Source organism: Methylopila jiangsuensis, from assembly GCF_027922305.1.
GTDB lineage: Bacteria > Pseudomonadota > Alphaproteobacteria > Rhizobiales > Methylopilaceae > Methylopila > Methylopila jiangsuensis.
Map to the genome: position 1 here is coordinate 78,471 of NZ_BSFK01000005.1, position 23,948 is coordinate 102,418.

General features: G+C 70.1%; 21 protein-coding genes and 1 pseudogene. 11 read left to right on the forward strand and 11 right to left on the reverse strand.

The genetic code is table 11. The annotated features are described in order from the left end of the window. The first annotated feature begins 109 nt into the window (after window positions 1-109). Window positions 110-451 (forward strand): hypothetical protein, encoded by a 342-nt coding sequence (locus PKE85_RS01945; RefSeq protein ID WP_271203108.1) that lies wholly within the window; start codon window positions 110-112, stop codon window positions 449-451. Here PKE85_RS01945 and PKE85_RS01950 read toward each other — a convergent pair. Then, window positions 448-1,542: an extensin-like domain-containing protein gene (locus PKE85_RS01950; RefSeq protein WP_271203109.1), complete on the reverse strand. Its 1,095-nt coding sequence runs from the start codon at window positions 1,540-1,542 to the stop codon at window positions 448-450. The genes PKE85_RS01945 and PKE85_RS01950 overlap by 4 nt on opposite strands. Window positions 1,543-1,677: 135 nt before the next feature. On the opposite strand from PKE85_RS01950, the gene dxs reads away from it, so the two are divergent. Together dxs and PKE85_RS01960 are read left to right on the forward strand one after the other, a co-directional pair. Continuing rightward, window positions 1,678-3,594: a 1-deoxy-D-xylulose-5-phosphate synthase gene (dxs, locus tag PKE85_RS01955; RefSeq protein WP_271203110.1), complete on the forward strand. Its 1,917-nt coding sequence runs from the start codon at window positions 1,678-1,680 to the stop codon at window positions 3,592-3,594. 577 nt (window positions 3,595-4,171) lie between these two features. Then, window positions 4,172-4,591 (forward strand): hypothetical protein, encoded by a 420-nt coding sequence (locus PKE85_RS01960; RefSeq protein ID WP_271203111.1) that lies wholly within the window; start codon window positions 4,172-4,174, stop codon window positions 4,589-4,591. A 182-nt stretch (window positions 4,592-4,773) separates the two neighbouring features. Here the strand turns inward: PKE85_RS01960 and PKE85_RS01965 are convergent, their stop codons facing one another. From PKE85_RS01965 to meaB, 3 genes are all read right to left on the reverse strand, one after another. Next, the gene (locus tag PKE85_RS01965) at window positions 4,774-5,340 is read right to left on the reverse strand and encodes a TetR/AcrR family transcriptional regulator (RefSeq protein WP_271203112.1); all 567 of its coding nucleotides are present in this window, start codon (window positions 5,338-5,340) and stop codon (window positions 4,774-4,776) included. A gap of 5 nt (window positions 5,341-5,345) precedes the next feature. Next, complete coding sequence (locus PKE85_RS01970; RefSeq protein ID WP_271203113.1) at window positions 5,346-5,813, reverse strand: nuclear transport factor 2 family protein; 468 nt, start codon at window positions 5,811-5,813, stop codon at window positions 5,346-5,348. 90 nt (window positions 5,814-5,903) lie between these two features. Further along, window positions 5,904-6,905 (reverse strand): methylmalonyl Co-A mutase-associated GTPase MeaB, encoded by a 1,002-nt coding sequence (gene meaB / locus PKE85_RS01975; RefSeq protein ID WP_271203114.1) that lies wholly within the window; start codon window positions 6,903-6,905, stop codon window positions 5,904-5,906. A 190-nt stretch (window positions 6,906-7,095) separates the two neighbouring features. On the opposite strand from meaB, the gene PKE85_RS01980 reads away from it, so the two are divergent. Both PKE85_RS01980 and PKE85_RS01985 read left to right on the forward strand, forming a co-directional pair. Beyond that, on the forward strand, window positions 7,096-7,293 hold the full coding sequence (locus PKE85_RS01980; protein ID WP_271203115.1) for a CsbD family protein: 198 nt from the start codon (window positions 7,096-7,098) through the stop codon (window positions 7,291-7,293). Between the two features lie 811 nt (window positions 7,294-8,104). Beyond that, entirely contained in the window at window positions 8,105-9,787 is a 1,683-nt protein-coding gene (locus PKE85_RS01985; RefSeq protein ID WP_271203116.1) for a GGDEF and EAL domain-containing protein, read from the forward strand. A 96-nt stretch (window positions 9,788-9,883) separates the two neighbouring features. Here PKE85_RS01985 and PKE85_RS01990 read toward each other — a convergent pair whose 3' ends face one another. Both PKE85_RS01990 and PKE85_RS01995 read right to left on the reverse strand, forming a co-directional pair. Next, the gene (locus PKE85_RS01990) at window positions 9,884-10,336 is read right to left on the reverse strand and encodes a cyclic nucleotide-binding domain-containing protein (protein ID WP_271203117.1); all 453 of its coding nucleotides are present in this window, start codon (window positions 10,334-10,336) and stop codon (window positions 9,884-9,886) included. A gap of 28 nt (window positions 10,337-10,364) precedes the next feature. Beyond that, on the reverse strand, window positions 10,365-11,051 hold the full coding sequence (locus PKE85_RS01995) for a response regulator transcription factor (RefSeq protein ID WP_271203118.1): 687 nt from the start codon (window positions 11,049-11,051) through the stop codon (window positions 10,365-10,367). A gap of 141 nt (window positions 11,052-11,192) precedes the next feature. Here PKE85_RS01995 and PKE85_RS02000 point away from each other — a divergent pair, with 141 nt between their 5' ends. Further along, the gene (locus PKE85_RS02000) at window positions 11,193-11,750 is read left to right on the forward strand and encodes a L,D-transpeptidase family protein (RefSeq protein WP_271203119.1); all 558 of its coding nucleotides are present in this window, start codon (window positions 11,193-11,195) and stop codon (window positions 11,748-11,750) included. Between the two features lie 126 nt (window positions 11,751-11,876). Next, window positions 11,877-12,638: a Bax inhibitor-1/YccA family protein gene (locus PKE85_RS02005; protein WP_271203120.1), complete on the forward strand. Its 762-nt coding sequence runs from the start codon at window positions 11,877-11,879 to the stop codon at window positions 12,636-12,638. Window positions 12,639-13,318: 680 nt separating this feature from the next. Here PKE85_RS02005 and metH read toward each other — a convergent pair. The 4 genes and pseudogenes from metH to PKE85_RS02025 all read right to left on the reverse strand — a co-directional run bounded on the left by metH (window position 13,319) and on the right by PKE85_RS02025 (window position 19,231). Beyond that, a pseudogene (gene metH, locus PKE85_RS02010) lies at window positions 13,319-17,083 on the reverse strand (methionine synthase). Further along, complete coding sequence (locus tag PKE85_RS02015; protein ID WP_271203121.1) at window positions 17,080-17,301, reverse strand: hypothetical protein; 222 nt, start codon at window positions 17,299-17,301, stop codon at window positions 17,080-17,082. Before PKE85_RS02015 ends, metH begins: the two are co-directional and overlap by 4 nt. Then, complete coding sequence (gene metF / locus PKE85_RS02020) at window positions 17,298-18,209, reverse strand: methylenetetrahydrofolate reductase [NAD(P)H] (RefSeq protein ID WP_271203122.1); 912 nt, start codon at window positions 18,207-18,209, stop codon at window positions 17,298-17,300. Before metF ends, PKE85_RS02015 begins: the two co-directional genes overlap by 4 nt. Beyond that, window positions 18,209-19,231, reverse strand: a complete 1,023-nt coding sequence (locus PKE85_RS02025; RefSeq protein ID WP_271203123.1) for an ArsR/SmtB family transcription factor — start codon at window positions 19,229-19,231, stop codon at window positions 18,209-18,211. Before PKE85_RS02025 ends, metF begins: the two co-directional genes overlap by 1 nt. Window positions 19,232-19,457: 226 nt before the next feature. Between PKE85_RS02025 and PKE85_RS02030 the strand changes: the two genes are divergently transcribed. From PKE85_RS02030 to PKE85_RS02045, 4 genes are read left to right on the forward strand one after another with little or no spacing between them, the layout of a single operon-like run. Then, window positions 19,458-21,044, forward strand: a complete 1,587-nt coding sequence (locus PKE85_RS02030) for a helicase HerA-like domain-containing protein (RefSeq protein WP_271203124.1) — start codon at window positions 19,458-19,460, stop codon at window positions 21,042-21,044. 58 nt (window positions 21,045-21,102) lie between these two features. Continuing rightward, window positions 21,103-21,351: a type II toxin-antitoxin system VapB family antitoxin gene (locus PKE85_RS02035; protein ID WP_271203125.1), complete on the forward strand. Its 249-nt coding sequence runs from the start codon at window positions 21,103-21,105 to the stop codon at window positions 21,349-21,351. Then, on the forward strand, window positions 21,344-21,748 hold the full coding sequence (locus tag PKE85_RS02040) for a type II toxin-antitoxin system VapC family toxin (RefSeq protein ID WP_271203126.1): 405 nt from the start codon (window positions 21,344-21,346) through the stop codon (window positions 21,746-21,748). Before PKE85_RS02035 ends, PKE85_RS02040 begins: the two co-directional genes overlap by 8 nt. 23 nt (window positions 21,749-21,771) lie before the next feature. Then, on the forward strand, window positions 21,772-23,154 hold the full coding sequence (locus tag PKE85_RS02045; protein WP_271203127.1) for a dipeptidase: 1,383 nt from the start codon (window positions 21,772-21,774) through the stop codon (window positions 23,152-23,154). 6 nt (window positions 23,155-23,160) lie between these two features. On the opposite strand, the gene sfsA is transcribed toward PKE85_RS02045, so the two are convergent. Beyond that, window positions 23,161-23,865 (reverse strand): DNA/RNA nuclease SfsA, encoded by a 705-nt coding sequence (gene sfsA / locus PKE85_RS02050; protein WP_271203128.1) that lies wholly within the window; start codon window positions 23,863-23,865, stop codon window positions 23,161-23,163. Window positions 23,866-23,948: the final 83 nt, after the last annotated feature.

Below are 23,948 nucleotides of genomic sequence, written 5' to 3' on the forward strand. Positions count from 1 at the left end.
TGACGCGCAGGCGCGAAAAAGATGTCGCCGCCGGCTCCGTTAACTGGAACGATAGTCTTGCTTCCTTCGTTAGGGGGAAGGTTCACCCCTGTCCGTCAGGTTCACCACGATGCGGCTCGTTCTGGTCGTCGCTGCGCTGTTTCTCGCGGCTTTCGCCGCCCTTTCGGACGTCACCTATCTCAGGGATGGCGGCTACGCCGGCGACCTGCCCGAGCATCGCCGCATCGACGTGCGAGCCCAGGCGGACTGCGCCGAGGTGGTGGAGCGCGCCGACCGCGCGCTCGGCCCCCACAACGGCTTCGCCTGCGAGCGCGTGCCGCTGGTGCGGCATCTCGCCAATCTGGCCCGGGACGCCTTCGAGCGTCGGGAGTTCGTGGATGTGGCGCTGAACGCGCTGCGCACCGATGCCGTCGCCGGCGACGCCCAGGCGGCCGCCCGTCCGGCCCGCTAATCCACCGTCCACTGGCAGAGTTTCGACTTCGGGTTGCGTCGCTTCCTGAGGTCCAGATGCAGGTGGTCCTCGTGAAAGCCGTCCGAGCCCTGTCCCAGCACGGTCATGAACCGCGCGCAGACGGCGGGCTTTAACGCGTCGGCGAACCCCTTTGGCAGCGCATCGTCGTAGACGCCCATGCGGCGGCCGTCCGTGAAGCTGAATCCTGAGACGTCGAGGGCGTTGGCGAGCCCGTGCTCGCTCATCTTCGCGCCCTTTCGGTTGTTGCGGCCGCGGCAGACATACGACGCGGCGACGCTGACGCCGGACAGTCGCGCGCCCGCCTTTTTCGCCGCTGGAGCCAGATCGTCCCGCACCAGTTGCGTCGCGGCGAGGGCCGCGGCGCAGGTGAGCGTCGCCGCCGGCGTCACCGTCACTTCGCTCCCATCGGGCAGCTTCACCGCTGACAACGAAACGGGAAGCGCGGCGCCGCAGGCGCCGGGCCCGAGGATCGGCGGCAGCGGCGCCGCGGTGGCGGCGTCCGCCAGCGCCGCGCAGTCCGGATCCCGGTCGCGGGCGGACGGGGCGGGCGCCTCCACCGGCGGGGTGTCCGCGGGCGGCGCCTCCGTCAGCGGCGCGCGCGGCGGCAGGGCCGCGACCGCCGTGGGGCGCTCCGGCGGCAGTGGAGCCGTGTTCACGGCGCGGGAGGGAGGGCGGACCAGCGGCGGCAAAGGCGGCGTCTCCGCTGCTGGGCGCAGCGCCGCGAAGCCCGCGGCCCGCTCGGCGGCGCGGGCGTCGTCATCGGCCCCGGAGGAGGGCGCGGCGTCGCCGCCTGAGGCTGCGTCCTGCGCCGCCGCCGGCCTCGTCTCGTCCGGCCTCGGCGCCGGACGGGGCAGGGGCGGCGGCGCGCTGCGGACGGAACGCGAGGCGCGGCGCGCCTTGCGCGTCGGCCGGCTCGGCTGCGACCAGGGCAGGCGAAGCTGCTTCGGCAGCGAGAACAGCGGCCGGCTCTCGCGCGCTTCAGCCGGTGCGACGCTGGTGAGGGGAACGGCGAAAGAGCCGGACGCCAAAGCGCCGGCGAGCAGGAGGACGAGCCGCCTTGAGCTTTTCATCACTCGAAAACTGGGGCGGCGCCGAAGCGGCGCAAGGCGGCTTTCGGCCAAGACCGTCTTTGGTCGCCGTTTGCGCCGGTTACGACGGTGGTGTAACGCTCGGCTCCTGTTAACCGCGAGGATGCTTCTCCCGCCGTGACCGAAACTTCCGCAACGCCCCTGCTCGACGTCGTTCGCACGCCGGAGGATCTGCGCCGTCTCCCCGAGGACCAGCTCGACCAGCTCGCCGCCGAACTGCGGCGCGAGACGATCGACGCCGTTTCGGTGACGGGCGGCCATCTGGGCGCGGGGCTCGGCGTGGTGGAGCTGACGGTCGCGCTGCACCATGTGTTCGACACGCCTCGGGACCGGCTGATCTGGGACGTCGGCCATCAGGTCTACCCGCACAAGATCCTGACCGGGCGGCGCGACCGCATCCGCACCCTGCGCAAGGGCGGAGGCCTGTCCGGCTTCACCAAGCGCTCCGAGAGCGCGTTCGACCCCTTCGGCGCCGGCCATTCCTCGACCTCGATCTCGGCCGGGCTCGGCATGGCGGTGGCCCGCGACCTGAAGGGCGACGACAACCGGGTGGTCTGCGTCATCGGCGACGGCGCCATGTCCGCCGGCATGGCCTATGAGGCCATGAACAACGCCGGGGCTTTGGGATCGCGGCTGGTGGTCATCCTGAACGACAACGACATGTCGATCGCGCCGCCCACCGGCGCCATGTCGGCCTATCTGGCGCGGCTCGTCTCCGGCCGCACCTACCTGTCGCTGCGGGAGATCGGCCGGGGACTCGTCAAGCGTCTGCCCCGCTTCGTGGAACGCGGCGCGGCGCGCGCGGAGGAGTACGCCCGCGGCCTCGCCATGGGCGGCACGCTGTTCGAGGAGCTTGGCTTCTACTATGTGGGCCCGATCGACGGCCACAATCTGGAGCACCTGCTGCCCGTCCTGAAGAACGTGCGCGACGCGGACCAGGGCCCGATCCTGGTCCATGTGGTGACCCAGAAAGGCAAGGGCTACGCTCCGGCGGAGGCCTCCGCCGACAAGTATCACGGCGTCTCGGCCTTCGACGTGGTGTCGGGCGCCCAGACCAAGCCCAAGGCCAACGCCCCCACCTACACCAAGGTGTTCGCGCAGGCTCTGGTGGACGAGGCGAAGCGGGACGAGCGCGTGGTCGCCATCACCGCGGCCATGCCCGGCGGCACCGGGCTCGACCTGTTCGAACAGGCGTTCCCGGCCCGCACCTTCGACGTCGGCATCGCCGAACAGCACGCCGTCACTTTCGCGGCGGGCCTCGCGGCGGAGGGGCTGAAGCCGTTCTGCGCGCTTTACTCCACCTTCCTGCAGCGTGCCTACGACCAGGTGGTGCACGACGTCGCGATCCAGAACCTGCCGGTGCGCTTCGCCATCGACCGGGCCGGCCTCGTGGGCGCCGACGGCGCCACCCATGCGGGCGCCTATGACGTGGCCTATCTCGGCTGCCTGCCGGACATGGCGCTCATGGCGCCGGCGGACGAGGCGGAGCTGGTCCACATGGTCGCGACCGCCGCGGCTTACGACGACGGCCCCATCGCCTTCCGCTACCCCCGCGGCGAGGGCGTGGGCGTGGAGCTTCCGGCGCGGGGCCAGGTTCTGCCGCTCGGCCGGGGCCGGGTGCTGCGCGAGGGCTCCACGGTGGCGCTGCTGTCGCTGGGCACGCGGCTCGCGGCCGCGCTTGAGGCGGCGGAGGAGCTGGCGCTTCGGGGCGTCTCGACCACCGTGGCGGACGCCCGTTTCGCCAAGCCGCTGGACCGGGACCTGATCCTGCGGCTCGCCCGCGGGCATGAGGTGCTGATGATGGTGGAGGAGGGCTCCTCCGGCGGCTTCGGCGCCATGGTGCTACAGCTTCTCGCCGGCGAGGGCGCGCTGGATCGCGGGCTCAAGGTGCGCACGCTCACCCTGCCGGACCGTTTTCAGGACCACGACAAGCCGGAGACCCAGCTCTCCGAGGCGGGGCTCGACGGCCGCGCCATCGCCGCCAGCGCGCTCGCGGCGCTTGGCCCCAAGGGGGTCGCTGCGCTTCGGGCGTGAGTGACGACTGGGCGTCTCCACGGCGGCGCGCATGCATCGGCTTTGATCGGGCCAACGCCCGTAGCGCTTCATGCGCCCGGCGGCAGTGGCGCGCGTTTCGCCGGGTCAGCCAGAAGCAGGCGGGCGGCCTGAGCGCGCGTGGGCGCTGCGTCGCCGATTTTCTGCAAGCGGGGCGCCTGACAGAAAGAGCGCTGCGGGTTGCGCGGGCCTCGCACCTGAGTGCCGATGTCGAAATTTACAACTATGAAGGGCGCCTGCCCGAAAGGGCTTTTTTGGATAAGACCAAAAAGGACCTTTGCTCTTGACGTCCGCGTTTTTCGTCCGTCACATTCGTGCGCCCGCGAGTTTTCCGTGGGACGAGGCCCTGTAAAGACCAGGGTCGGCGCCTGAGGTGCGAACGCTATTGCCGCGTGCGTCCACCGTGTCGGCGTGGGTGTTGCGCCGCGTTTTCGCGCGCGTTTACGACGCGAACGTCCGGCCAGCGCCGAACGGTCAGAGCAGCATCACGACACGAAACTCCGCCAATCTAAGATGGCCGCAAAGACGTCCGCTCATTTTCCCTTATGGAGGAATGCGCATGGTTGGGACGACCCGCAAAAGAGCAAAGATTATTGTGGACGACTACAACGGAACGTTCACAGTTGATTGTACGGAGCCTGGATACAGTTGTAGGGTGAGCGTATCTTCGGCTCCACAATTTGACGCGGAGCGCAGAGAAGTCATCAACTACTTCGTGTCTTCCGAATCGCATGCGATGAAGCAGGATCCGAAGCTGCGGGAGCTGACGGACAAGCTGAATGGTCTCATGCAGGAGATCCATTCGGCTCGGACCGATAAGCAGCAGACGCTCGGTCTTCTTGAGACGCCGCGTGGCCTGATGCTGGTGTGGAAGTATGAATCCGAGGGCGCTTCGCCGGCGGGACGATCGGGCATGACCACTTACGATGTTGACGACATGACGCCTGAAGAGATCGAAAAGCTGCTGTGGTCATCGTAGGGAGGCTTGACCGGGCGCCCAAGCCGTCGAGAGCGCAGTCAAAGATCAGGTGCGGTGTCGACAGCCTTGATCAGGTGAACTCTTGCACTCCGACTGCGGTCTTGGCGGAGCGCGTCGCACATGCCGAGAAACGGCCGGATCAGGCTCAAGCGCCGGAGAGAACCCCTCCCGACGCCTGAGTTTTAATGCTCGCCATGCGTGGCGCGCCGCCGCATCGTCTCCATGGCGCGGGCGAACACGGCCGGATCGTCCAGCGCGCGGGCGAGCGTGATCGCGCCCTGGACGCCGGCTACCGTCTCCTCCGCCAGCGCCCGGGCGTCGTCCGGCGCGTGGCCGGCGCGGGCCAGCGCGGCCTCCAGCGCCGCCACCCAGCGCACGAAGTAGCTGCGGATCGCATCCGCGAAACGGTCGCGGGCGTCGCCCAGCGCCAGCACGCCCACGAGACAGGCGCGGCGGCCGGTGCGGAAGTAGGCGTCCACGCTGTCGAACATGGCGGCGATCGCCTTGTCCGGGGCTTCGGCGTCCCGGAGCGGCGCGTAGACCTCGCGCTCGAACCAGCCGTCGATCTCCGCCAGAGCGGCCTCGGCCATCTCCTCCTTTCCGCGGGGGAAGAAGTGGTAGAGGCTGCCCTTGCCGAGCCCGGTGGCGGCGCCGATCAGCGACAGGCTCGCGCCCTCGTAGCCGTGTTCGCGGAACACCTCGGCGATGGCGGGCAGCAACGCCGCCCTTTCGGCCGGAGGGCGCGCCACGCCCGTCAGAGCCCGAGATCGCTCAGGCCCGGATGGTCGTCCGGCCGGCGCCCCAGCGGCCAGTGGTATTTGCGGTCGGCCTCCGCGATCGGCAGGTCGTTGATGGAGGCGAGCCGCCGCCGCATCAGGCCGGCGGCGTCGAACTCCCAGTTCTCGTTGCCATAGGAGCGGAACCACTGGCCGGAATCGTCGCGCCACTCATAGGCGAAGCGCGCGGCGATGCGGTCGTCGGTGAAGGCCCACACCTCCTTGATCAGCCGATAGTCCAGCTCCCGCGCCCATTTGCGGGTGAGGAAGGCGACGATCTCATCCCGCCCGCGCACGAACTCGGCCCGGTTCCGCCAAACGCTGTCCGGCGTGTAGGCCAGCGCCACCTTCGCCGGATCACGTCCGTTCCAGGCGTCCTCGGCGAGACGCGCCTTCTGTGCGGCGGTCTCGGCGGTGAAGGGCGGAAAAGGCGGGCGTGCGGACATCGTCGTCTCCTGTACCGGTCGGTAAACTTTACCGGACGGTACAGGAATCGTTCTTACGGTCAAGGATCAAGGTTCGGAGCGACCTGCGCCTCAGAACCCGAGAACGCGCGCGATCTCATCCGCCGCCACCGTCGGCGCCAGCCCGCCGGCGGCCACGTCGCGCTCCAGCGCCGGCACGCGCTCGGCGAGGCGCGGATCGTCGGCGAGGCGCTCCCGGAAACGGGCCTCCACCATGGTCCACATCCAGCGCACCTGCTGGCCCGCGCGCCGGCGGGCCAGTTCGCCCGCCTTGGCGCGGGCGTCGCGGCAGGCCTCCACCCGCGTCCACAGCCGATCGAGGCCCTGGTCCGCGAGGCCCGAGACGGTGAGCACCTCCGGCGTCCAGGCTCCGCCCTGGCCCGAAAGAATGCGCAGCGCGCCGGCGTATTCGGCGGCGGCCGCCTTGGCCCGGGGGGCGCCGTCGCCGTCCGCCTTGTTCACGGCGATGATGTCGGCGATCTCCAGCACGCCCTTCTTGATGCCCTGAAGCTCGTCGCCTGCGCCCGGCAGCATCAGCACCAGAAACACGTCCGTCATGTCCGAGACGGTGGTCTCCGACTGGCCGATGCCAACCGTCTCCACGAGGATCACGTCAAACCCGGCCGCCTCCGCCAGCAGCATGCTCTCCCGCGTTTTGGCCGCCACGCCGCCGAGCGTGCCGGCGGAAGGCGAGGGCCGCACATAAGCCCGCCGGTCCATGGCGAGCCGCTGCATGCGGGTCTTGTCGCCCAGGATCGAGCCGCCGGTGCGGGTGGAGGACGGGTCGACCGCCAGCACCGCGACCTTGTGACCGGCGGCGGTCAGCCGGCTGCCCAGCGTGTCGATGGTGGTGGATTTGCCGACGCCCGGAACCCCGGTGACGCCGACGCGGATGGCTTTTCCGGTGTGCGGCAGAAGCTCCTGCACCAGCGCGCGCGCAAACGCCTGATGATCGGCGCGGCGGGATTCCGCGAAGGTGATGGCGCGGGCGAGCGAAGCGCGGTCTCCGGAACGAATGCGGTCGGCGAAGGCGGCGAGATCGGGCGTGGCGCGGGAGGTCGGCGTGGCGGTCACGGGGCTCGTCGGGCTGTCGTGGGGGAGGGAGAGCGGGCGCGACGCTAACAGACAAGCCCCACCGCGGCGAGCGCGTCGAAAGTCATGACCACGCACACGATTCTTTTGGTGATCTTGCGCAACCTCAAGGCTTCATCCAGCGTTCTGGAAACAATAATGCGACAAAACGCATCAGGCTCGGGAGGCCGCGGTGAACAAGGATCGGATGGAAGGCGTCGCCAAGCAGATCAAGGGCCGTCTGCAGCAGGCTCTTGGCCGCATGGCGGGTGACGACAAGCTGGTGCTCCGCGGTCGCGCCAACCAGATCGCCGGCGAAGCCGAAGCCGGCATCGCCCGCGCCCTGGCCGCAGGCCGCAGTTGGACTGGACGGCGCCGTCTCGGCGTGTGACATCGGAGACCGTCAGCGGGATTCGCGCCTTCTAACGAGGAAGGTCCGCGGACCTGGCGTTTAAAGGGCGCGGTATCGCGCCCTTTTGCGCGTCTCCTGAATGGGGCGGCGCCATCGGCGTAGGCCTTTAACCTTCGGTGCGCATTACGCCGTTTGAGCGCGACGGTGTGAACCTCTCAGATCAGGTCGCGGCCGTCCGACGGTCGGCGTTCGGCGCGGGCGCGGAATGTCCACGCGCCGGGCTCTTTGAATGCGCCGGTCACGCCTTGGCGAACAGCGACGCCCCGGGAGCGTTGAGAGTGCGCCTGTAGGCTTTGGCGGCCTCAGTGGGCGATGCGCGGCGGCGACGGCGCGTCTGATCGAGGCCGAGGCCGGTGGCGATCAGTTGAGCCACAAGCGGCGCATAGGGACGCGACCGCTCCACCAGGGAGCCGTCGCTGGCGGGGGCGGCTCCGGTCCGGGCGGCGGCTGTGGCGGAAGCGTCCGGCTTCGGGTCTGTTGCGCGTGAAGACGGCGCTGCGGCCTCCGTACGCGGCGTCTGGGTGCGCGCGGGCTCAGCCGCCGCGCTGTCCGCCGCTCGACGTGGGCGGGAGGGGGCGTCGGCCGGACGGGGGCCCGAAATCAGAAACATCACGCCCTCCCTCTCATCGAAACCTGTCCCATATCAGCACCGCCGCGAAGCGTGAAACGTCAACCGAATCTTAACCATATGTCCGGTCCGGGTTTCCACTTAAGGAAAGTACGGACGGATTCGTTAAAGTCCAGCGGCCGCGATTCGTTTGCGTGGCCTCAGCACGGATACCTTGGCCGCATGCCGCTCAGCTCCACGGCGCCGGACGCCCCGGCGGCCCCGCCTGTTCTGGACGTCCTCCGCGCGGTGGGCGAAGCGGCCTACGTCTGGGACGTGGCGTCCGACGCGCTCGTCTGGACGGACAACGCAGCCGACCTGCTCGGGCTCGACGGCCGCTTTCCCATCGACACCGCCACCCGCTACGACGCGCTGATCGATCCCGAGGCGCTGACGACCCGCCGCTCGGCGGTGTTCGGCGCCTCCGCGCCGGACGCGGGGGAGGGCGCGCCGTTCGAGGTGGAGTACGCCATCCGGCGCGGCGGCCGGGCGCGGCGCCTCTGGGTGCAGGACCGCGGCCGCTGGTACGCGGGCGAGGACGGCCGGCCGGCGCGGGTCGCGGGCGTGGTGCGGCTGCTGGGCGCCCATCACGAGCGGGCGGAGCAGCTGGCGCTCGCGGCGCGGTTCGATCCGCTAACGGGGCAGATCGCACGGCCGCGCCTGCTGGAGATCGCCGAAGCGGCGCTGCAGGCGGGGGCGCGGATGCAGACGCCGTCCTCCTTCGCGCTGGTGGCGCTCAGCAATCTCGGCGCGATCAACGACGCTTACGGCTTCGCGCTCGGCGACCGGGCGGTGATGGAGGTGGCGCGGCGGCTGCGCGGCGTCATGCGCGGCGGCGATTCGCTCGGCCGGTTCTCCACCTCCACCTTTGGTCTGGTGCTTCAGGAGTGCGACGGGCCGGACCTGCAGGTGGCCGCCCGCCGCTTCGTGGCGGCGGTGAACGAGGAGCCGCTGCCGACCGAATTCGGCCCGGTCTCGGTGCGCATCGCGGTCGGCGGCGTGGTGGCGCCGCGCCACGCCCGGGACGTGAAGGAGCTGGTGGACCGCGGCCGCAGCGCGCTGTCCCGCGCCGCGAACGCGGTTTCGGCGACGCACATCTACACGCCGGATCCCGAGCGGGAGGAGGCCCGGCGCAGCAACGTCCGGCTTGCGGACGAGCTGATGCAGGCCATCAACGCCCGGCGGCTGACGCTGGCGTTCCAGCCGGTGCTGCGCGCCTCCACCCGCGAGGTCTGCTGGAGCGAGGCGCTGGTGCGGGTGCGCGTCGCCGACGGCCGGGTGGTCTCCGGCGGGCCGCTGGTGCAGGCTGCGGAGGAGGTCGGCATCGTCCATGCGCTCGACCACCGGGTGCTCGACCTCGCGATCCGGCATCTGGCCGCCAACCCGGCCGCGCGGGTGGCGGTGAACATCTCCGCCTCCACCACCAGCGACGTGGCGTGGATGGACGCCCTGACCTCCTGGCTCACGCTGCGGCCGGACCTGGCCGAGCGGCTGATGGTGGAGATCACCGAGACCGTCGCCATCGCCGATCTCACCGTCACCGCCGGCTTCGTGGACGGGCTGCGGGAGCGCGGGGTGAAGGTGGCGATCGACGACTTCGGCACCGGCCACACCTCGTTCAAGGCGCTGAAGCAGCTCGCCATCGATCTGGTGAAGATCGACGGCTCCTTCGTGAAGGACCTCGCCGGCCCGTCCGACAGCGGAGCCTTCGTGCGGGCGCTGCTGGCGCTGTCGCGGGAGCTCGGCTTCGAGACGGTCGCCGAACAGGTGGAGACCGCCGAGGTGGCCGACCTGCTCACCGGATGGGGCGCGACCTATCTCCAGGGCGACTTCCTCGCCGCGGCGGCGGTGCCGGCGGAGGGGTAGGCTTCAGCGTCCGTCCGGAGGCGCACGTCATTGCACCACCCGTCATGCCCAGCATGCGCCGGGCATGACGGGTGAGGCGGTTTTCCGACAGGCGCCTCAGCGCCGCAGCGCCGCCTCGATGCGCTTCAGGTCGGCCATGTCGGCCGCCATGCGCTCGGAGAGCCTCTGGCGCAGCGTCTCCGCAAGCTCGGGATATTCGTCGAACAGGCGCAGGAACAGCGGCCGGGCGATGCGCAGCACGCCGGCGGCGCCCACCGCCACCGCCGTCGCCGGCCGCTTCACATCCGTCAGCAGCGCCATCTCGCCGATCAGCGCGCCGGGGCCGATGCGGCGGCTCGGGCCGTCGCCCGGCTTGCCCCGGAACAGGTCGATCGCGCCCGACATCACCACATAGCCGCCGTCGGCGCGCTGGCCCTCGCGGAACAGCGTCTGTCCGTCGCGGAGGCTCTGGCGGTCGGCGGAGAAGGCGATCAGGCGCAGGGCGTCGCGGCCAAGCGCGTCCAGCACCGGCGCGCGGCTCAGCGTGCGAATGTCGTCCTCAAGCGCCAAGCCGCTCCCCGCGCGTCCCGCCCGCCCCTCAAGGGACGAGCTTGTAGCCTCCGGCCTCCGTGACGAGCAGACGCGCGTTGGACGGATCGGCCTCGATCTTCTGCCTCAGCCGATAGACATGCGTTTCGAGCGTGTGAGTCGTCACGCCCGAATTGTAGCCCCAGACTTCCTGAAGAAGCGTTTCGCGCCCCACCACCGAGGAGCCGGCGCGGTAGAGGAAGCGCAGGATGGCGGTTTCCTTCTCCGTCAGGCGGATCTTGGCGTTCTTGTCGGTCACCAGCATCTTGGCGCCCGGCTTGAACGTGTAGGGGCCGACCGCGAACACCGCGTCCTCGCTCGCCTCGTGGCTGCGGAGCTGGGCGCGGATGCGGGCGAGCAGCACCGCGAAGCGCACCGGCTTCGCCACATAGTCGTTGGCGCCGGCCTCAAGCCCGAGGATCTGGTCGGCGTCGGAGTCCTGGCCCGTGAGCATGATCACCGGGCCGCGGAAGCCGTCCCGGCGCATCATCTTCACCGCCTCGCGACCGTCCACGTCCGGCAGCCCGACGTCCATCAGCACGAGGTCCACATGGTCGGCGCGGGCCTTGGCCACGCCCTCCATGGCGACGCTCGCCGTCTCGGCCTCGAACTCGTCGTGCAGATTCAGCTGCTCGGCGATCTCCTCCCGAAGGTCGGAATCATCGTCGACGACAAGAATCTTGCGCTTGGTGGCCATCTGGGGGTCATCTCCGGCTGCGGACGCCGCATCGCGTTCAGGGGGTGAACTAGTGCAGGGCCCCCGCGCTCGGCAAGGCGGGCGGCCGCCAAAAGCCGCGTGCGGTCTGTGTGATCACACGTTTCTGATCTGGATGTTACGATGCCAAGGCCGCTCTCCGCCATCCTTGTTCGCGCGCTCGTGGGCGATCGCGCCCGCGGCCGGGTGATCGCCGGCGGCCTCAATCTGCCCTGCGCCCTCGGCCCGGCGGGAATCGTCGCCGACAAGCGCGAGGGCGACGGCGCCACGCCCCGCGCCGCGTTGAAGGCCCGGCGCGTCTGGCGCCGGGCGGATCGCGGCCCGCGTCCGCCGACCCCGCTCCCGGTGCGGGTGACGCGACCGGGCGACGGGTGGTGCGACGACGTCCGCCACCGTCGCTACAACCGTCCGGTGACGCTGCCGTTCGCCGCCTCGCACGAGATCCTGTGGCGGGAGGACGGGCTCTACGACCTGGTTGTGGAGCTCGGCTGGAACGACCGTCCCGTGCGGCGCGGGCGGGGCAGCGCCATCTTCCTGCACGCCGCCCGGCCGGGCTTCACGCCCACCGCAGGCTGCGTGGCGGTGGCGCCGCCGGCGCTCCGGAAGCTCGTGGCGCGACTGGGGCCGGCGACGAGCTTCCGCATCGGCGCGCTCACGCCCCGTCCGAAGCGCCGCCGCTGACGAAGTTGTCAGAATCCCGAGCCGCTCCCGAACTTGTGCGCCGCGCCATGCATCCCATATCCTTCCCACGAAGGCGTGCGAGAGGTCGCACCGCCATCGATCCTACTTTCGAGGACCCTAAAGCCCATGTCCGACTTCCAACGCAACGCTTGGGGCCGCACGGCCGTCGGCGGAGCCGCCAGCCAGGCGGTCGTCGATCAGGGTCTGCGCTCCTACATGCTGAGCGTCTACAACTACATGTCGCTCGGCCTCGCCATCACCGGCTTCGCGGCGATCGGCGCTTTCATGCTCGCGGTCACGCAGGGCGTCGGCGGGCAGCGTGAGCTGACCCAGTTCGGCCATCTCCTGTTCGCGAGCCCGCTGAAGTGGGTGGTCATGCTGGCCCCGCTCGGCATGGTGTTCTTCCTGTCCGCCCGCCTGCACACCATGAGCGTGAACGGCGCGCAGATCGCGTTCTACGTCTTCGCGGGCCTGATGGGCCTGTCGCTGTCGTCGATCTTCCTCGTCTACACCGGGGCTTCGATCGCGCGGGTGTTCTTCATCACCGCCGCCGCCTTCGGCGCGCTCAGCCTTTACGGCTACACCACCAAGCGCAGCCTGAGCGGCATGGGCACCTTCCTGATGATGGGCCTGTTCGGCATCGTCATCGCGAGCCTCGTGAACCTGTTCATCGGCTCGTCCATGATCCAGTTCGTGGTGTCGGTGGTCGGCGTGCTGGTGTTTTCGGGCCTCACCGCCTACGACACCCAGCGCCTGAAGGAAGAGTACTACGCCGGCGACGACCACTCGGTGATGGGCCGCAAGGCCATCATGGGAGCGCTGTCGCTGTACCTGAACTTCATCAACCTGTTCACCATGCTGCTGTCGCTGTTCGGCAACCGCGAGTGATCAGCCTTCCGGCCGGCGCCCGAGCGCGCCGGCCCTGATCGGAAGCAAGGCCCCGGCGGCGACGCGCGGGGCCTTTTTCGTGCGTCCGGGCGCGGGTCGTCGCGCCCGGCGGCCGGTCACGGCGGCGGGGAGAGCGGGGAGAGGTTTTCGCAAGCGTTCAAACCGTGCGATGCGGGCAGGACAGGGAGGCGCGGGAACGCCGCGGCGCCGTCAGCGATAGGCGCAATGGTGACGCCGTGGCGTCCCTGCGCGCGGTTCAGGCGAGATCGGGACAGCTCCATTTGCACTCCGCGGTCGTAGCGCCGCAGGCGTGACGCTCGGCGCGCATTGGCGCGCCCCGCCCCGACTACAAGTCCCGGGACGCGGGAGCCGGTCCCCCGCGCCGCAGGCGCCGCCCGCCTTCCGCGCCGGCGGACGGCCCGCCGACGCCTCCATGGATGGGAGACGATGCGCCGACCGCGCCGGACCGGGGCCGGATTTCAGGGAATAATATCCTATAAGGTGTCTGATCGCTTCAGCGCTGTGGCAATGTCAAACAGGCTCTACGAGCCGGTTTGACAACTCAAGCAACCGTCATGCCCGGCGCATGCCGGGCATGACGAGAGTTCGAGGCGCGCGCTGCGGCCATTCCCCATCAGGCGGCGAGACAGCCGTCGCCCGCGAGCCTTACGCGTGGACGCTCACTCCGCCGCGATCTTGGCGGCGCGCACGGGGTCGTAGTTCAGCACCGGCGCCAGCCACTTCTCCATGACGTCGAGCGCGTAACCCTTGCGGGCGGCGTAGTCGGCCACCTGGTCGCGGTCGATCTTGCCGAGGCCGAAATAGCGGCTGTCCGGGTGGCTGAAGTAGAGCCCGGAGACGGCGGAGCCCGGCCACATGGCGTAGCTCTCGGTCAGCGTCAGGCCGATGGCCTCGGGCGCGTCCAGCAGGTCGAACAGCGCGCCCTTTTCGGTGTGGTCCGGCTGGGCCGGATAGCCGGGCGCGGGGCGGACGCCGTCGTACTTCTCCGCGATCAGATCGTCGTTCGAGAGCGCCTCGCCGGGCGCGTAGCCCCAGTGGGTCTTGCGCACCTCGGCGTGCATCCACTCCGCGGCCGCCTCCGCCAGACGGTCGGCCAGAGCCTTGGCGAGGATGCCGCCGTAATCGTCGTTGGCGCGGGCGAAGCGCTGGGCCACCGCCTCCTCGCCGATGCCGGCGGTGACGGCGAAGCCGCCCACATAGTCGGGAACGCCCGAACCTTCCGGCGCCACGAAGTCGGCCAGCGCCAGATTGGGCCGGTCCTTGCCCCGCGCCATCTGCTGGCGGAGCGTGTGCAGCGTGGCGAGCTCCTGCGTGCGGGTGTCGTCCGTGAACAGCACGATGTCGTCGCCGCGGGCGGCGGCCGGCCAGAAGCCGATCACGGCGCGGGCCTCCAGCCACTTCTCCTCCGCCATCTGGCGCAGCATGGCGGTGGCGTCCTCATAAAGGCTGCGGGCGGCCTCGCCCTGCTTCTCGTCGGTGAGGATGTCCGGGTAGCGGCCGCGCAGCTCCCAGGTGGAGAAGAACGGCGTCCAGTCGATGTAGGGGATCAGGGTTTCGAGCGGGATGCTCTTCAGCACCTTGGTTCCGAGGAAGGACGGCTTCGGCTGCACCTTCGACAGGTCGAGCGCCATGCGGTTGGCGCGGGCGCTCGCGATCGGCGCGCGGGCCTTGTCCTCCTGCGCGCGGGCGTGCTGCTCGGCGAGCCGGGCGTAGTCGGCCTGGATGCCGGCCACATAGGCCGCCTTGTTGTCGTTCGACAGCAGTTGCGACACCACGCCCACCGCGCGGCTCGCGTCCAGCACGTAGACCGCCTGTCCGCGCTCGTAGGCCGGGTGGATCTTCACCGCGGTGTGGATCTTGGAGGTGGTGGCGCCGCCGATCAGCAGCGGCACGTCGAAGCCCTCGCGCTCCAGCTCCGAGGCCACCGTCACCATCTCGTCGAGCGAGGGGGTGATGAGGCCGGACAGGCCGATCACGTCCACCTTGTGCTCGCGCGCCGCGGCGATGATCTTCTGCACCGGCGCCATGACGCCGAGGTCGATCACCTCGTAATTGTTGCACTGGAGCACGACGCCGACGATGTTCTTGCCGATGTCGTGGACGTCGCCCTTCACCGTCGCCATCAGGATCTTGCCGGCGGAGGAGCGCTCGGAGCCGCCGTTGAGGCGCTTCTCCTCCTCCATGAAGGGCATCAGATAGGCGACCGCCTGCTTCATCACACGGGCGGACTTCACCACCTGCGGCAGGAACATCTTGCCGGAGCCGAACAGGTCGCCCACCACGTTCATGCCCGCCATCAGCGGGCCTTCGATCACGTGCAGCGGACGCTCGGCCTTCTGGCGGGCCTCCTCGGTGTCGGTCTCGATGAACTCGGTCACCCCGTGGACCAGCGCGTGCTCCAGCCGCTTCTCCACCGGCTGGTCGCGCCACTTGTTGTCCACCACCCTGGCTTCGGCCTTGCCGCCCTTGAAGCGGTCGGCGGCGGCGAGCAGCCGGTCGGTGGCATCGGAGCGGCGGTTCAGCACCACGTCTTCGGCGAGATCGCGCAGCTCCGGGTCGATGTCGTCATAGACCGGCAGGGCGCCGGCGTTGACGATGCCCATGTCCATGCCGACGGCGATGGCGTGGTACAGGAACACCGAATGCATCGCCGCGCGCACCGGCTCGTTGCCGCGGAAGGCGAAGCTGAGGTTGGAGACGCCGCCCGAGATGTGGGCGTGGGGCAGGTTTTCCCGGATCCACTTCGTCGCCTCGATGAAGTCCACGCCGTAATTGGCGTGCTCCTCGATGCCGGTCGCGACCGCGAACACGTTCGGGTCGAACACGATGTCCTCGGGCGGGAAGCCCACCTGCTCGGTCAGGATCTTGTAGGCCCGGGCGCAGATCTCGGTCTTGCGGGCGAAGGTGTCCGCCTGTCCGGTCTCGTCGAAGGCCATCACCACCACGGCGGCGCCATAGGCGCGCACCTTGCGGGCGTAATGCAGGAACGCCTCCTCGCCCTCTTTCAGCGAGATGGAGTTCACGATCGGCTTGCCCTGAACGCATTTCAGGCCGGCCTCGATCACCGACCACTTGGAACTGTCGATCATCACCGGCACGCGGGCGATGTCCGGCTCCGAGGCGACGAGGTTCAGGAACTCCGTCATGGCCTTCTCGCTGTCGAGCAGGCCCTCGTCCATGTTGACGTCAAGGATCTGGGCGCCGTTCTCCACCTGCTCCCGCGCCACGTCGAGCGCGGCGGCGTAGTCGCCGTTGGTGATCAGCTTCCGGAACTTGGCGGAGCCGGTGACGTTGGTGCGCTCGCCGACGTTGACGAAGCGGGAGGCGGCGGAGGTCATGGGGCGTTCCGTCGTGAGGGGCAGGCGTCAGGCGGCGGTCATTTCGAACGGCTCGAGGCCGGACAGCCGCATCTTCGGCGCGATGTCGGGGATCTTGCGCGGGGCCTTGCCCTTCACCGCCTGGGCGATGGCGGCGATGTGGGCCGGCGTGGTGCCGCAGCAGCCGCCGACGATGTTGACGAGGCCCGCGTCCGCGAATTCGCCCACAAGTTCGGCCATGGCCTCCGGGCTCTCGTCGTAGAGGCCGAACTCGTTCGGCAGGCCGGCGTTGGGATAGGCGCAGATCAGCGTGTCCGCCACCCGCGCCAGCTCCGCGATGTGGGCGCGCATCTCCTTCGCGCCCAGCGCGCAGTTGAGCCCCACCGAGATCGGCCGCGCATGGCTGAGCGCGTTCCAGAACGCGGTCGGCGTCTGGCCGGAGAGCGTGCGGCCCGACAGGTCGGTGATGGTGCCGGAGATCATGACCGGCAGCCGGCGGCCGAGCTCGGCGTAAAGCTCCTCGATCGCGAACACCGCAGCTTTGGCGTTCAGCGTGTCGAAGATGGTCTCGATCAGGATGAGGTCGGCGCCGCCGTCGATCAGGCCGCGGGCCGCCTCGCCGTAGGCCGCCGCCAGATCGTCGAAGGTGACGGCGCGGAAGCCCGGATTGTTCACGTCCGGCGAGATCGAGGCGGTGCGGTTGGTGGGGCCGATGGCGCCGGCCACGAAGCGGGGACGGCCGTCCTCCTTCTCCGCGATGTCGGCGGCCTGCCGGGCGAGCTTCGCGCCCTCCACGTTCAGCTCATAGGCCAGCGCCTCCATGCCGTAGTCGGCCTGGGCGATGGTGGTGGAGGAGAAGGTGTTGGTCTCGACGATGTCGGCGCCGGCGCGGAAATACTCGAGGTGAATCTCGCGGATGGCGTCGGGCTGCGTCAGGATCAGCAGGTCGTTGTTGCCCTTGAGGTCGTGGCCCCAGTCCTTGAAGCGCTCCGCGCGGAAGTCGGCCTCCGAGAACTTGCGCTGCTGGATCATGGTGCCCATGGCGCCGTCCAGCACGAGGATGCGCTCGGCCGCGAGCTTCCGGATCGTGGTTTCGGTGTCGGTCATGACGGCGTTCCTTCGTTCCCGATCGAGGCGAGAAGCTTCCGAAGCTCCCTGATCGAGCGCGGCGGGGGGTGTCCCGCGAGCGCGTCGAGCAGTCGATCTTCGAACACGATCATATCGTGGGCCTGCGCCATAATTTCACGGGTGTCGTTCGACCACAGGTCCATGGGTCCGTCCATTTCGGCGCGGATCCGACGGATGTCGCCGAGCGTGAGCTTCACGCCGCGACCGCTCCCGCCGCGGTTCCGTGCGGCCGCAGGCCCAGCAGGTGGCAGACGGCGTAGACCAGATCGGCCTTGTTCATGGTGTAGAAGTGGAAGTCCTTCACCCCATGGTCCACCAGATCGAGCGCCTGCTCGGCGGCGACCGCGGCGGCGATGAGCTGTCGGGTCTGGGGATCGTTCTCCAGCCCGTCGAAGCGGGCGGCGAACCAGTCCGGCACCGAGGCGCCGGCCTTGGCGGCGAAGCTCGCGGTCTGCCGGAAGTTCGACACCGCCACGATGCCCGGGACGATCGGGATGTGGATGCCCCGCGCCCGCGCCTGGTCCACGTAGCGCAGGTAGTGGTTGTTGTCGAAGAAGAATTGGGTGATGGCGCGGGTGGCGCCGGCGTCCACCTTGGCCTTCAGCGTGTCGAAGTCGGCCTCGACGGTGGGGCTCTCGGGGTGCTTTTCGGGATAGGCCGAAACGGAGATCTCGATCTCCGGCGCGCGGCTTCGAATGCCGGCCACCAGCTCGGCGGTGGAGGCGTAGCCGCCCGGATGGGGCTCGAAGGTCGAGCCGACGCCGCCGGCCGGATCGCCGCGCAGCGCCACGATATGGCGCACGCCCGCCTCGCGATAGCTGTCCACCACCGCGTCCACCTCCGCCTTGGTGGCGGAGACGCAGGTGAGGTGCGCCGCCGGCGGCACGTGGGTCTCCTGCACCATGCGGGCTACGGTGGCGTGGGTGCGCTCGCGGGTGGAGCCGCCGGCGCCGTAGGTCACGGACATGAAGGTGGGGTCGAGCGGGGCGAGCCGCTCCACCGCGCGCCACAGCGCGGCCTCCATCTCCGGGGTCTTCGGCGGGAAGAACTCGAACGAGACGCGGATCGGCCGGCGGGCGGCGCGGGAGAGACGTTGGTTGGGCATCAGGCCACCTCGAAGGTCGAGGGAGAGGGAAGCGCGTCGGCGACGACGCGGGGATCGCGCGCCAGCCAGAGCGAAACGGTGAGCTTGTCGGCCGCGCCGTCCGGCGGCGGCAGATCGCGCCGGGCGGTCAGGTCGAGGCCGGCGGCGGCGAGCCAGGCGGCCATGGTCTCGGGCGAGAAGCCGAGGCGGCGATGGGCGTGCGCCTCGCGCAGCGCCTCGATGCCGTGGGGCGCGAAGTCCACCACCAGCAGGCGGCCGCCGGGGCTGAGCGCCCGCGCCGCCTCCCGGATGGCGCGCGCGCCGTCGTCGAGGAAGTGCAGCACCTGATGCAGCACGACCAGATCGAAGCTGTCCCGGGGCGTGGGCAGCGCGTAGACGTCGCCCTGCCGCACCTGCGCGTTCGCGACGCCGGCGCGGGCCAGGTTGGCGCGGGCGACCGCGAGCATGTCCCTGTTGGAGTCGACGCCCACCACCCGATTGGCGAGCGGGCTCAGAAGCTCCAGCATCCGCCCGGTGCCGGTTCCGATGTCGAGCGCCGCCTCCACGCGGCCGTCGCCCAGCGCGTCGAGCAGCGCGCGCTCCACGGCGCTTTCCGCCACATGCAGGCTGCGTACACCGTCCCAATGGGCGGCCTGCGCGCTGAAGTAGCGGTCGGCGGCCTCCTGATGGGCGGCGCGGGCGTGGGCCAGCCGCTCCCGGTCCTGAACCAGCACCGGGTCGGCGGCGTCGAGGCGCGCCAGCGAGGCGGTGAGCGCCGCCCGCAGCGTCGGCCGCTCGGACAGGGCGAAAAACGCCCAGGCCCCCTCGCGCCGGCGCTCCACCAGCCCGGCCTCCACCAGCAGCTTGAGATGGCGCGAGATGCGCGGCTGGCTTTGCCCCAGAATGTCGGTGAGATCGGACACCGTCAGCTCGCCGTCCGCCAGCAACGCCAGCACGCGCAGCCGCGTCGGCTCCGCCGCGGCGCGCAGGCCGGCGAGGGCGTCGTCGAAGCCGATCGGCTGAGAAGGGTCGGTGAAAGACATAAACATGTCTTTATATCGATCGGTGGCGTGGCGCAATGGCCTCGGGCGTGTTTGGCGGGAGCCCCCCTGCCGTTCGCGTCGTCATGTGCGTCTCGCGCGGGCCTGACGCAAAGCATTCGCTTCCGGCGGAGTGTGCCCCGTCTTTTTTTGGGACGCCTGGCGTGGCACGGTCGCCGGCCGGGCGCGGATTCTCCCGCAGCGGCGTTTTTTTGAAGGGTGTCTGGCGATGACCGGGACCGGCGGCGTGCTTCAGGACGGCAAGATTTTCGTGGGCGCCAGCGTGGACGCCGACCACAAGCCGCTCGGCCATGAGTATCTGGAGCTGAAGTTCGGCAACCGCCACGGCCTCGTCACCGGCGCCACCGGCACCGGCAAGACCGTGACGCTGCAGGCGCTGGCGGAAGGCTTCTCGGACGCCGGCGTCTCGGTCTTCGCCGCCGACATCAAGGGCGACCTCTCCGGCGTCGCCGCCAAGGGCGAGCCCAAGGACTTCCTGCTGAAGCGCGCCGAGGAGGTGGGTCTCCAGCCTTACGTCAACGACCAGTTCCCGGTGATCTTCTGGGACCTGTTCGGCGAGCAGGGCCATCCCATCCGCGCCACGGTGTCGGAGATGGGGCCGCTGCTGCTGGCCCGGCTGATGAACCTGAACCCGACCCAGGAGGGCGTGCTCAACATCGTGTTCCGGGTGGCGGACGAGCAGGGGCTGCTGCTGCTGGACCTGAAGGACCTGCAGGCGCTGCTGGTCTACGTGGCCGAGAACGCGGCGACGCTCACCACCAAATACGGCAACGTGGCCAAGGCCACCGTGGGCGCGGTGCAGCGCCAGCTTCTGGTGCTGGAGAGCCAGGGCGGCGACAGGTTCTTCGGCGAGCCGGCGCTGGAGCTTTCCGACATCATGCGCACCACCCGCGACGGGCGGGGCATGATCAACATCCTCGCCGCCGACAAGCTGATGGCGAGCCCGAGGCTCTACGCCACCTTCCTGCTGTGGCTGCTCTCCGAGCTGTTCGAGACGCTGCCCGAGGTGGGCGATCTCGACCGGCCGAAGCTGGTGTTCTTCTTCGACGAGGCGCATCTGCTGTTCGACGAGGCGCCCAAGGCGCTGATCGAGAAGGTGGAGCAGGTGGTGCGCCTGATCCGCTCCAAGGGCGTCGGCGTCTATTTCGTGACGCAGAACCCGATCGACGTGCCGGAGGAGGTGGCGGGCCAGCTCGGCAACCGGGTGCAGCACGCCCTGCGCGCCTTCACCCCCCGCGAGCAGAAGGCGGTGCGCGCCGCCGCCGAGACCTTCCGCCCCAACCCGAACATCAAGACCGCGCAGGTGATCACCGAGCTCGGCGTCGGCGAGGCGCTGGTCTCCATGCTGGAGGGCAAGGGCGTGCCCTCCATGGTGGAGCGCACGCTGATCCGCCCGCCGGTGGCGCGCATCGGGCCGCTCACCGCGCAAGAGCGGCAGGAGCGCATCCGCAACTCCGCCGTCGCCGGCAAGTACGACGAGACGGTGGATCGCGAGTCGGCCTACGAGCTGCTGCAGAAGAAGGCGCAGGAGACCGCCATGGCGGAGCAGGCGCCGGCCGAGGCGGACGCCGGCGGCTTCGGCGGCATCTTCGACACGATCTTCGGCACGGGCTCCGGCCGCGGCAAGACGCTGACGCCGACCCAGACCATCGCCCGCGACGTCACCCGCACCGTGGTCAACCAGACCGCGGGCAACATCGCGGCCCAGATCGGCAAGTCGATCGCGGGCTCCGCCGGCAGCTCCATCGGCCGCTCGGTGGTGCGCGGCGTGCTGGGCAGACTGCTCCGCCGGTGACGTTGAACCGGCGGTCGCGGCATGCCATCTAGATGGAGCTGGATGGAGTGTAGACGCCATGGCGTTTCATGTGAGGGACCCCGAGACCGACCGGGTGGTGCGCGCGCTCGCCGCCGCCAAGGGCACGAGCCTGACCGACACGATTCGGGACGCGTGCGAGAAGGCGCTCGCCGAGGCGTCGCGGGCGGCGGAGCGCGAGCGGCGGCTCGCCGCCATCAGAGTGATCCAGGAGCGGCTGGCGGCCCATCCCGACGATCCGAACGTGGTCATCGACAAGGCGTTCTGGGATTCGTTGAACGATGAGTGACGCGGTCTTCGTCGATGCGTCCGCGCTCACCGCCATTCTTCTGCAGGAGCCCGAGGCCGACGATCTGAGTTCACGGCTCGTGGACGGCGCGCCGCGATTGACGTCGGCCATTGCGCTGTATGAGACGGCTCTCGCCGTCGCCTCGCGCAAGCGCATCACGGTCGTGGAGAGCCGCCGGGAGACGCTGGAGCTGCTGAAACAGGTGGCGATCGACGTGGTCGACGTGACGGCTGATGTGGGTGGCCTCGCGATCGACGCCCATCTCCGCTACGGCAAGGGCGCGGGGCATCCGGCCCAGCTCAACATGGGCGACTGCTTCGCCTACGCCTGCGCCACGGCGCATGGCGCGCGGCTGCTCTACAAGGGCGAGGATTTCGCCCGCACCGACCTCGCCTGAACACGGCGGATGAAGGATTGCCGATGTCCGATCTCGACCGCGCTCTCGCCGCCGCCGACGTGGGCCAGGGCGAAAGCCTCGAACGCCTGTTCGCGCTGCTGAAGATCCCGTCGGTCTCCACCGATCCGGCCTACAAAACCGGCTGCCGCGAGGCGGCGGACTGGCTGAAGCGCGATCTGGCGGCGCTGGGCTTTTCCGCCGCCCTGCGCGAGACGCCGGGCCACCCGGTGGTGCTCGCCACCCGGCCGAAGCCCGGCGCGCCGCATGTGCTGTTCTACGGCCATTACGACGTGCAGCCGGTGGACCCGCTCGACAAGTGGGAGACGCCGCCGTTCGAGCCCCGGCTCGCCACGCTGAAGGACGGCCGCCAGGCGGTGGTCGCGCGCGGGGCGAGCGACGACAAGGGCCAGGTCATTACCTTCGTGGAAGCCTGCCGCGCCTGGATCGCCGCCTCCGGCGACCTGCCGGTGGGCGTCACCGTGCTGCTGGAGGGCGAGGAGGAGTGCGGCTCCATCAACCTGCCGGCCTTCCTGGAGGAGGCGAAAAGCGAGCTTGGCGCCGATGTGGCGCTGGTCTGCGACACCGCCATGTGGGCGGCGGGGCGGCCCGCCATCACCTCCTCGCTGCGTGGCCTCGTCTATGAGGAGATCACGGTGCGCGCCGCCGACCGGGACCTGCATTCCGGCCTCTACGGCGGCGCGGCCCGCAATCCGCTGCATGTGGCGGCGGACATCGTCGCCGGCCTGCACGACGCCGATGGCCGGGTGACGCTGCCGGGCTTCTACGACGGCGTGATCGAGACGCCCGACGACGTGCGCGAGCAGTGGCGCGCGCTCGGACTCGACGCCGACGCCTTCCTCAAGCCGATCGGCCTGTCCGAGCCCGCCGGCGAGCGCGACCGCATGATCATCGAGCAGATCCAGTCCCGGCCCACCTGCGACGTGAACGGCCTGTGGGGCGGCTACACCGGCGCGGGCGCCAAGACGGTAATCCCGGCCGAGGCCCACGCCAAGATCTCGTTCCGCCTCGTGGGCGATCAGGATCCGGCCAAGGTGAAGCAGGCGTTCCGGGCCTACGCCCGCTCCCGGCTGCCGGCCGATTGCGAGATCGCGTTCGAGGGCCACAAGGGCTCCCGCGCCATCCAGCTGCCCTTCGACAGCCCGGCGCTCGCCAAGGCGCGGACCGCGCTCGCCGACGAGTGGGGCGTGGAGGCGGTGACCATCGGCTCCGGCGGCTCCATCCCGGTGGTCGGGGACTTCAAGCGCCTGCTCGGGCTCGACACGCTGCTGATCGGCTTCGCGCTGGACGACGACCGCATCCATTCGCCGAACGAGAAGTACGATCTCGACAGCTTCCGGCGCGGAACCCGCTCCTGGGTCCGCATCCTGGCGGCGCTGGCGGGCTGATCGCCGTCACCCGACGATCGGGATCTCCCGGTCGAGCGTGACGCCCTCCAGCGTCACCACGCTGGTCCAGCAGTGCGCCTCCACGCCGGCCGCGCGCGCGGCGTCGAAGGCGGCGCCATAGGCGGGGTCGATGTCGCGGGCGAGGACGAAGTCGTCGCCCGGCCCCTGCACGATGAACAGCATGGCCGCGCGGGCGCCCGCGGCCGCCATGGCGGACAGCTCCGCCAGATGCTTCGCGCCCCGCGCGGTGCGCGCGTCCGGGAACTCCGCCCGCCGGTCCCGCCGCCACATGTGGACGTTCTTGATCTCCACATAGGCCGGCGGCCGGTCCGGGGCCTCCAGCAGCAGGTCGATGCGGCTGTTGACGCCGTAGCGCACCTCGCGGCGCACGCGGCCGTAGCCCGCGAAGGCGGGGATGACGCCGGCCGAGACCGCCTCCAGTCCGAGCGCGTTGGGAACCGCGGTGTCGACGCCGACAAGCTCCCCGCGGCCCGCGATCTCCACCTCCACCACCGCCCAGGACCAGGCCAGCGTCCCCCCGGTCTTCGGCCTGAGCCACACCCTGAGGCCGGGCGTGGACAGGCCGAGCATGGCGCCCGAATTCGCCACATGGGCCGTCACCTCGCGGCCGTCGTCGAGAACCACGTCGGCGAGGAAGCGCTTGTAGCGGCGGACGAGCCGGCCGGGGACGAGGGGCGAGGGAAACAGCATGCGGGGGGCGAAGGTTCGGGACGGGGGACGGCGGGCCGTGTTGTGGCGCGGCGCGCGCTCCTCTACACCCGAAGCCGACCCTG

Bases quoted from the DNA above. Each gene is read 5' to 3' on its own strand.
- PKE85_RS01945 (WP_271203108.1), top strand. From the start codon at position 110: ATGCGGCTCGTTCTGGTCGTCGCTGCGCTGTTTCTCGCGGCTTTCGCC.
- PKE85_RS01950 (WP_271203109.1), bottom strand. From the start codon at position 1,542: ATGAAAAGCTCAAGGCGGCTCGTCCTCCTGCTCGCCGGCGCTTTGGCG.
- PKE85_RS01960 (WP_271203111.1), top strand. From the start codon at position 4,172: ATGGTTGGGACGACCCGCAAAAGAGCAAAGATTATTGTGGACGACTAC.
- PKE85_RS01970 (WP_271203113.1), bottom strand. From the start codon at position 5,813: ATGTCCGCACGCCCGCCTTTTCCGCCCTTCACCGCCGAGACCGCCGCA.
- PKE85_RS01985 (WP_271203116.1), top strand. From the start codon at position 8,105: ATGCCGCTCAGCTCCACGGCGCCGGACGCCCCGGCGGCCCCGCCTGTT.
- PKE85_RS01995 (WP_271203118.1), bottom strand. From the start codon at position 11,051: ATGGCCACCAAGCGCAAGATTCTTGTCGTCGACGATGATTCCGACCTT.
- PKE85_RS02000 (WP_271203119.1), top strand. From the start codon at position 11,193: ATGCCAAGGCCGCTCTCCGCCATCCTTGTTCGCGCGCTCGTGGGCGAT.
- PKE85_RS02005 (WP_271203120.1), top strand. From the start codon at position 11,877: ATGTCCGACTTCCAACGCAACGCTTGGGGCCGCACGGCCGTCGGCGGA.
- metF (WP_271203122.1), bottom strand. From the start codon at position 18,209: ATGCCCAACCAACGTCTCTCCCGCGCCGCCCGCCGGCCGATCCGCGTC.
- PKE85_RS02025 (WP_271203123.1), bottom strand. From the start codon at position 19,231: ATGTCTTTCACCGACCCTTCTCAGCCGATCGGCTTCGACGACGCCCTC.
- PKE85_RS02030 (WP_271203124.1), top strand. From the start codon at position 19,458: ATGACCGGGACCGGCGGCGTGCTTCAGGACGGCAAGATTTTCGTGGGC.
- PKE85_RS02035 (WP_271203125.1), top strand. From the start codon at position 21,103: ATGGCGTTTCATGTGAGGGACCCCGAGACCGACCGGGTGGTGCGCGCG.
- PKE85_RS02040 (WP_271203126.1), top strand. From the start codon at position 21,344: ATGAGTGACGCGGTCTTCGTCGATGCGTCCGCGCTCACCGCCATTCTT.
- PKE85_RS02045 (WP_271203127.1), top strand. From the start codon at position 21,772: ATGTCCGATCTCGACCGCGCTCTCGCCGCCGCCGACGTGGGCCAGGGC.
- sfsA (WP_271203128.1), bottom strand. From the start codon at position 23,865: ATGCTGTTTCCCTCGCCCCTCGTCCCCGGCCGGCTCGTCCGCCGCTAC.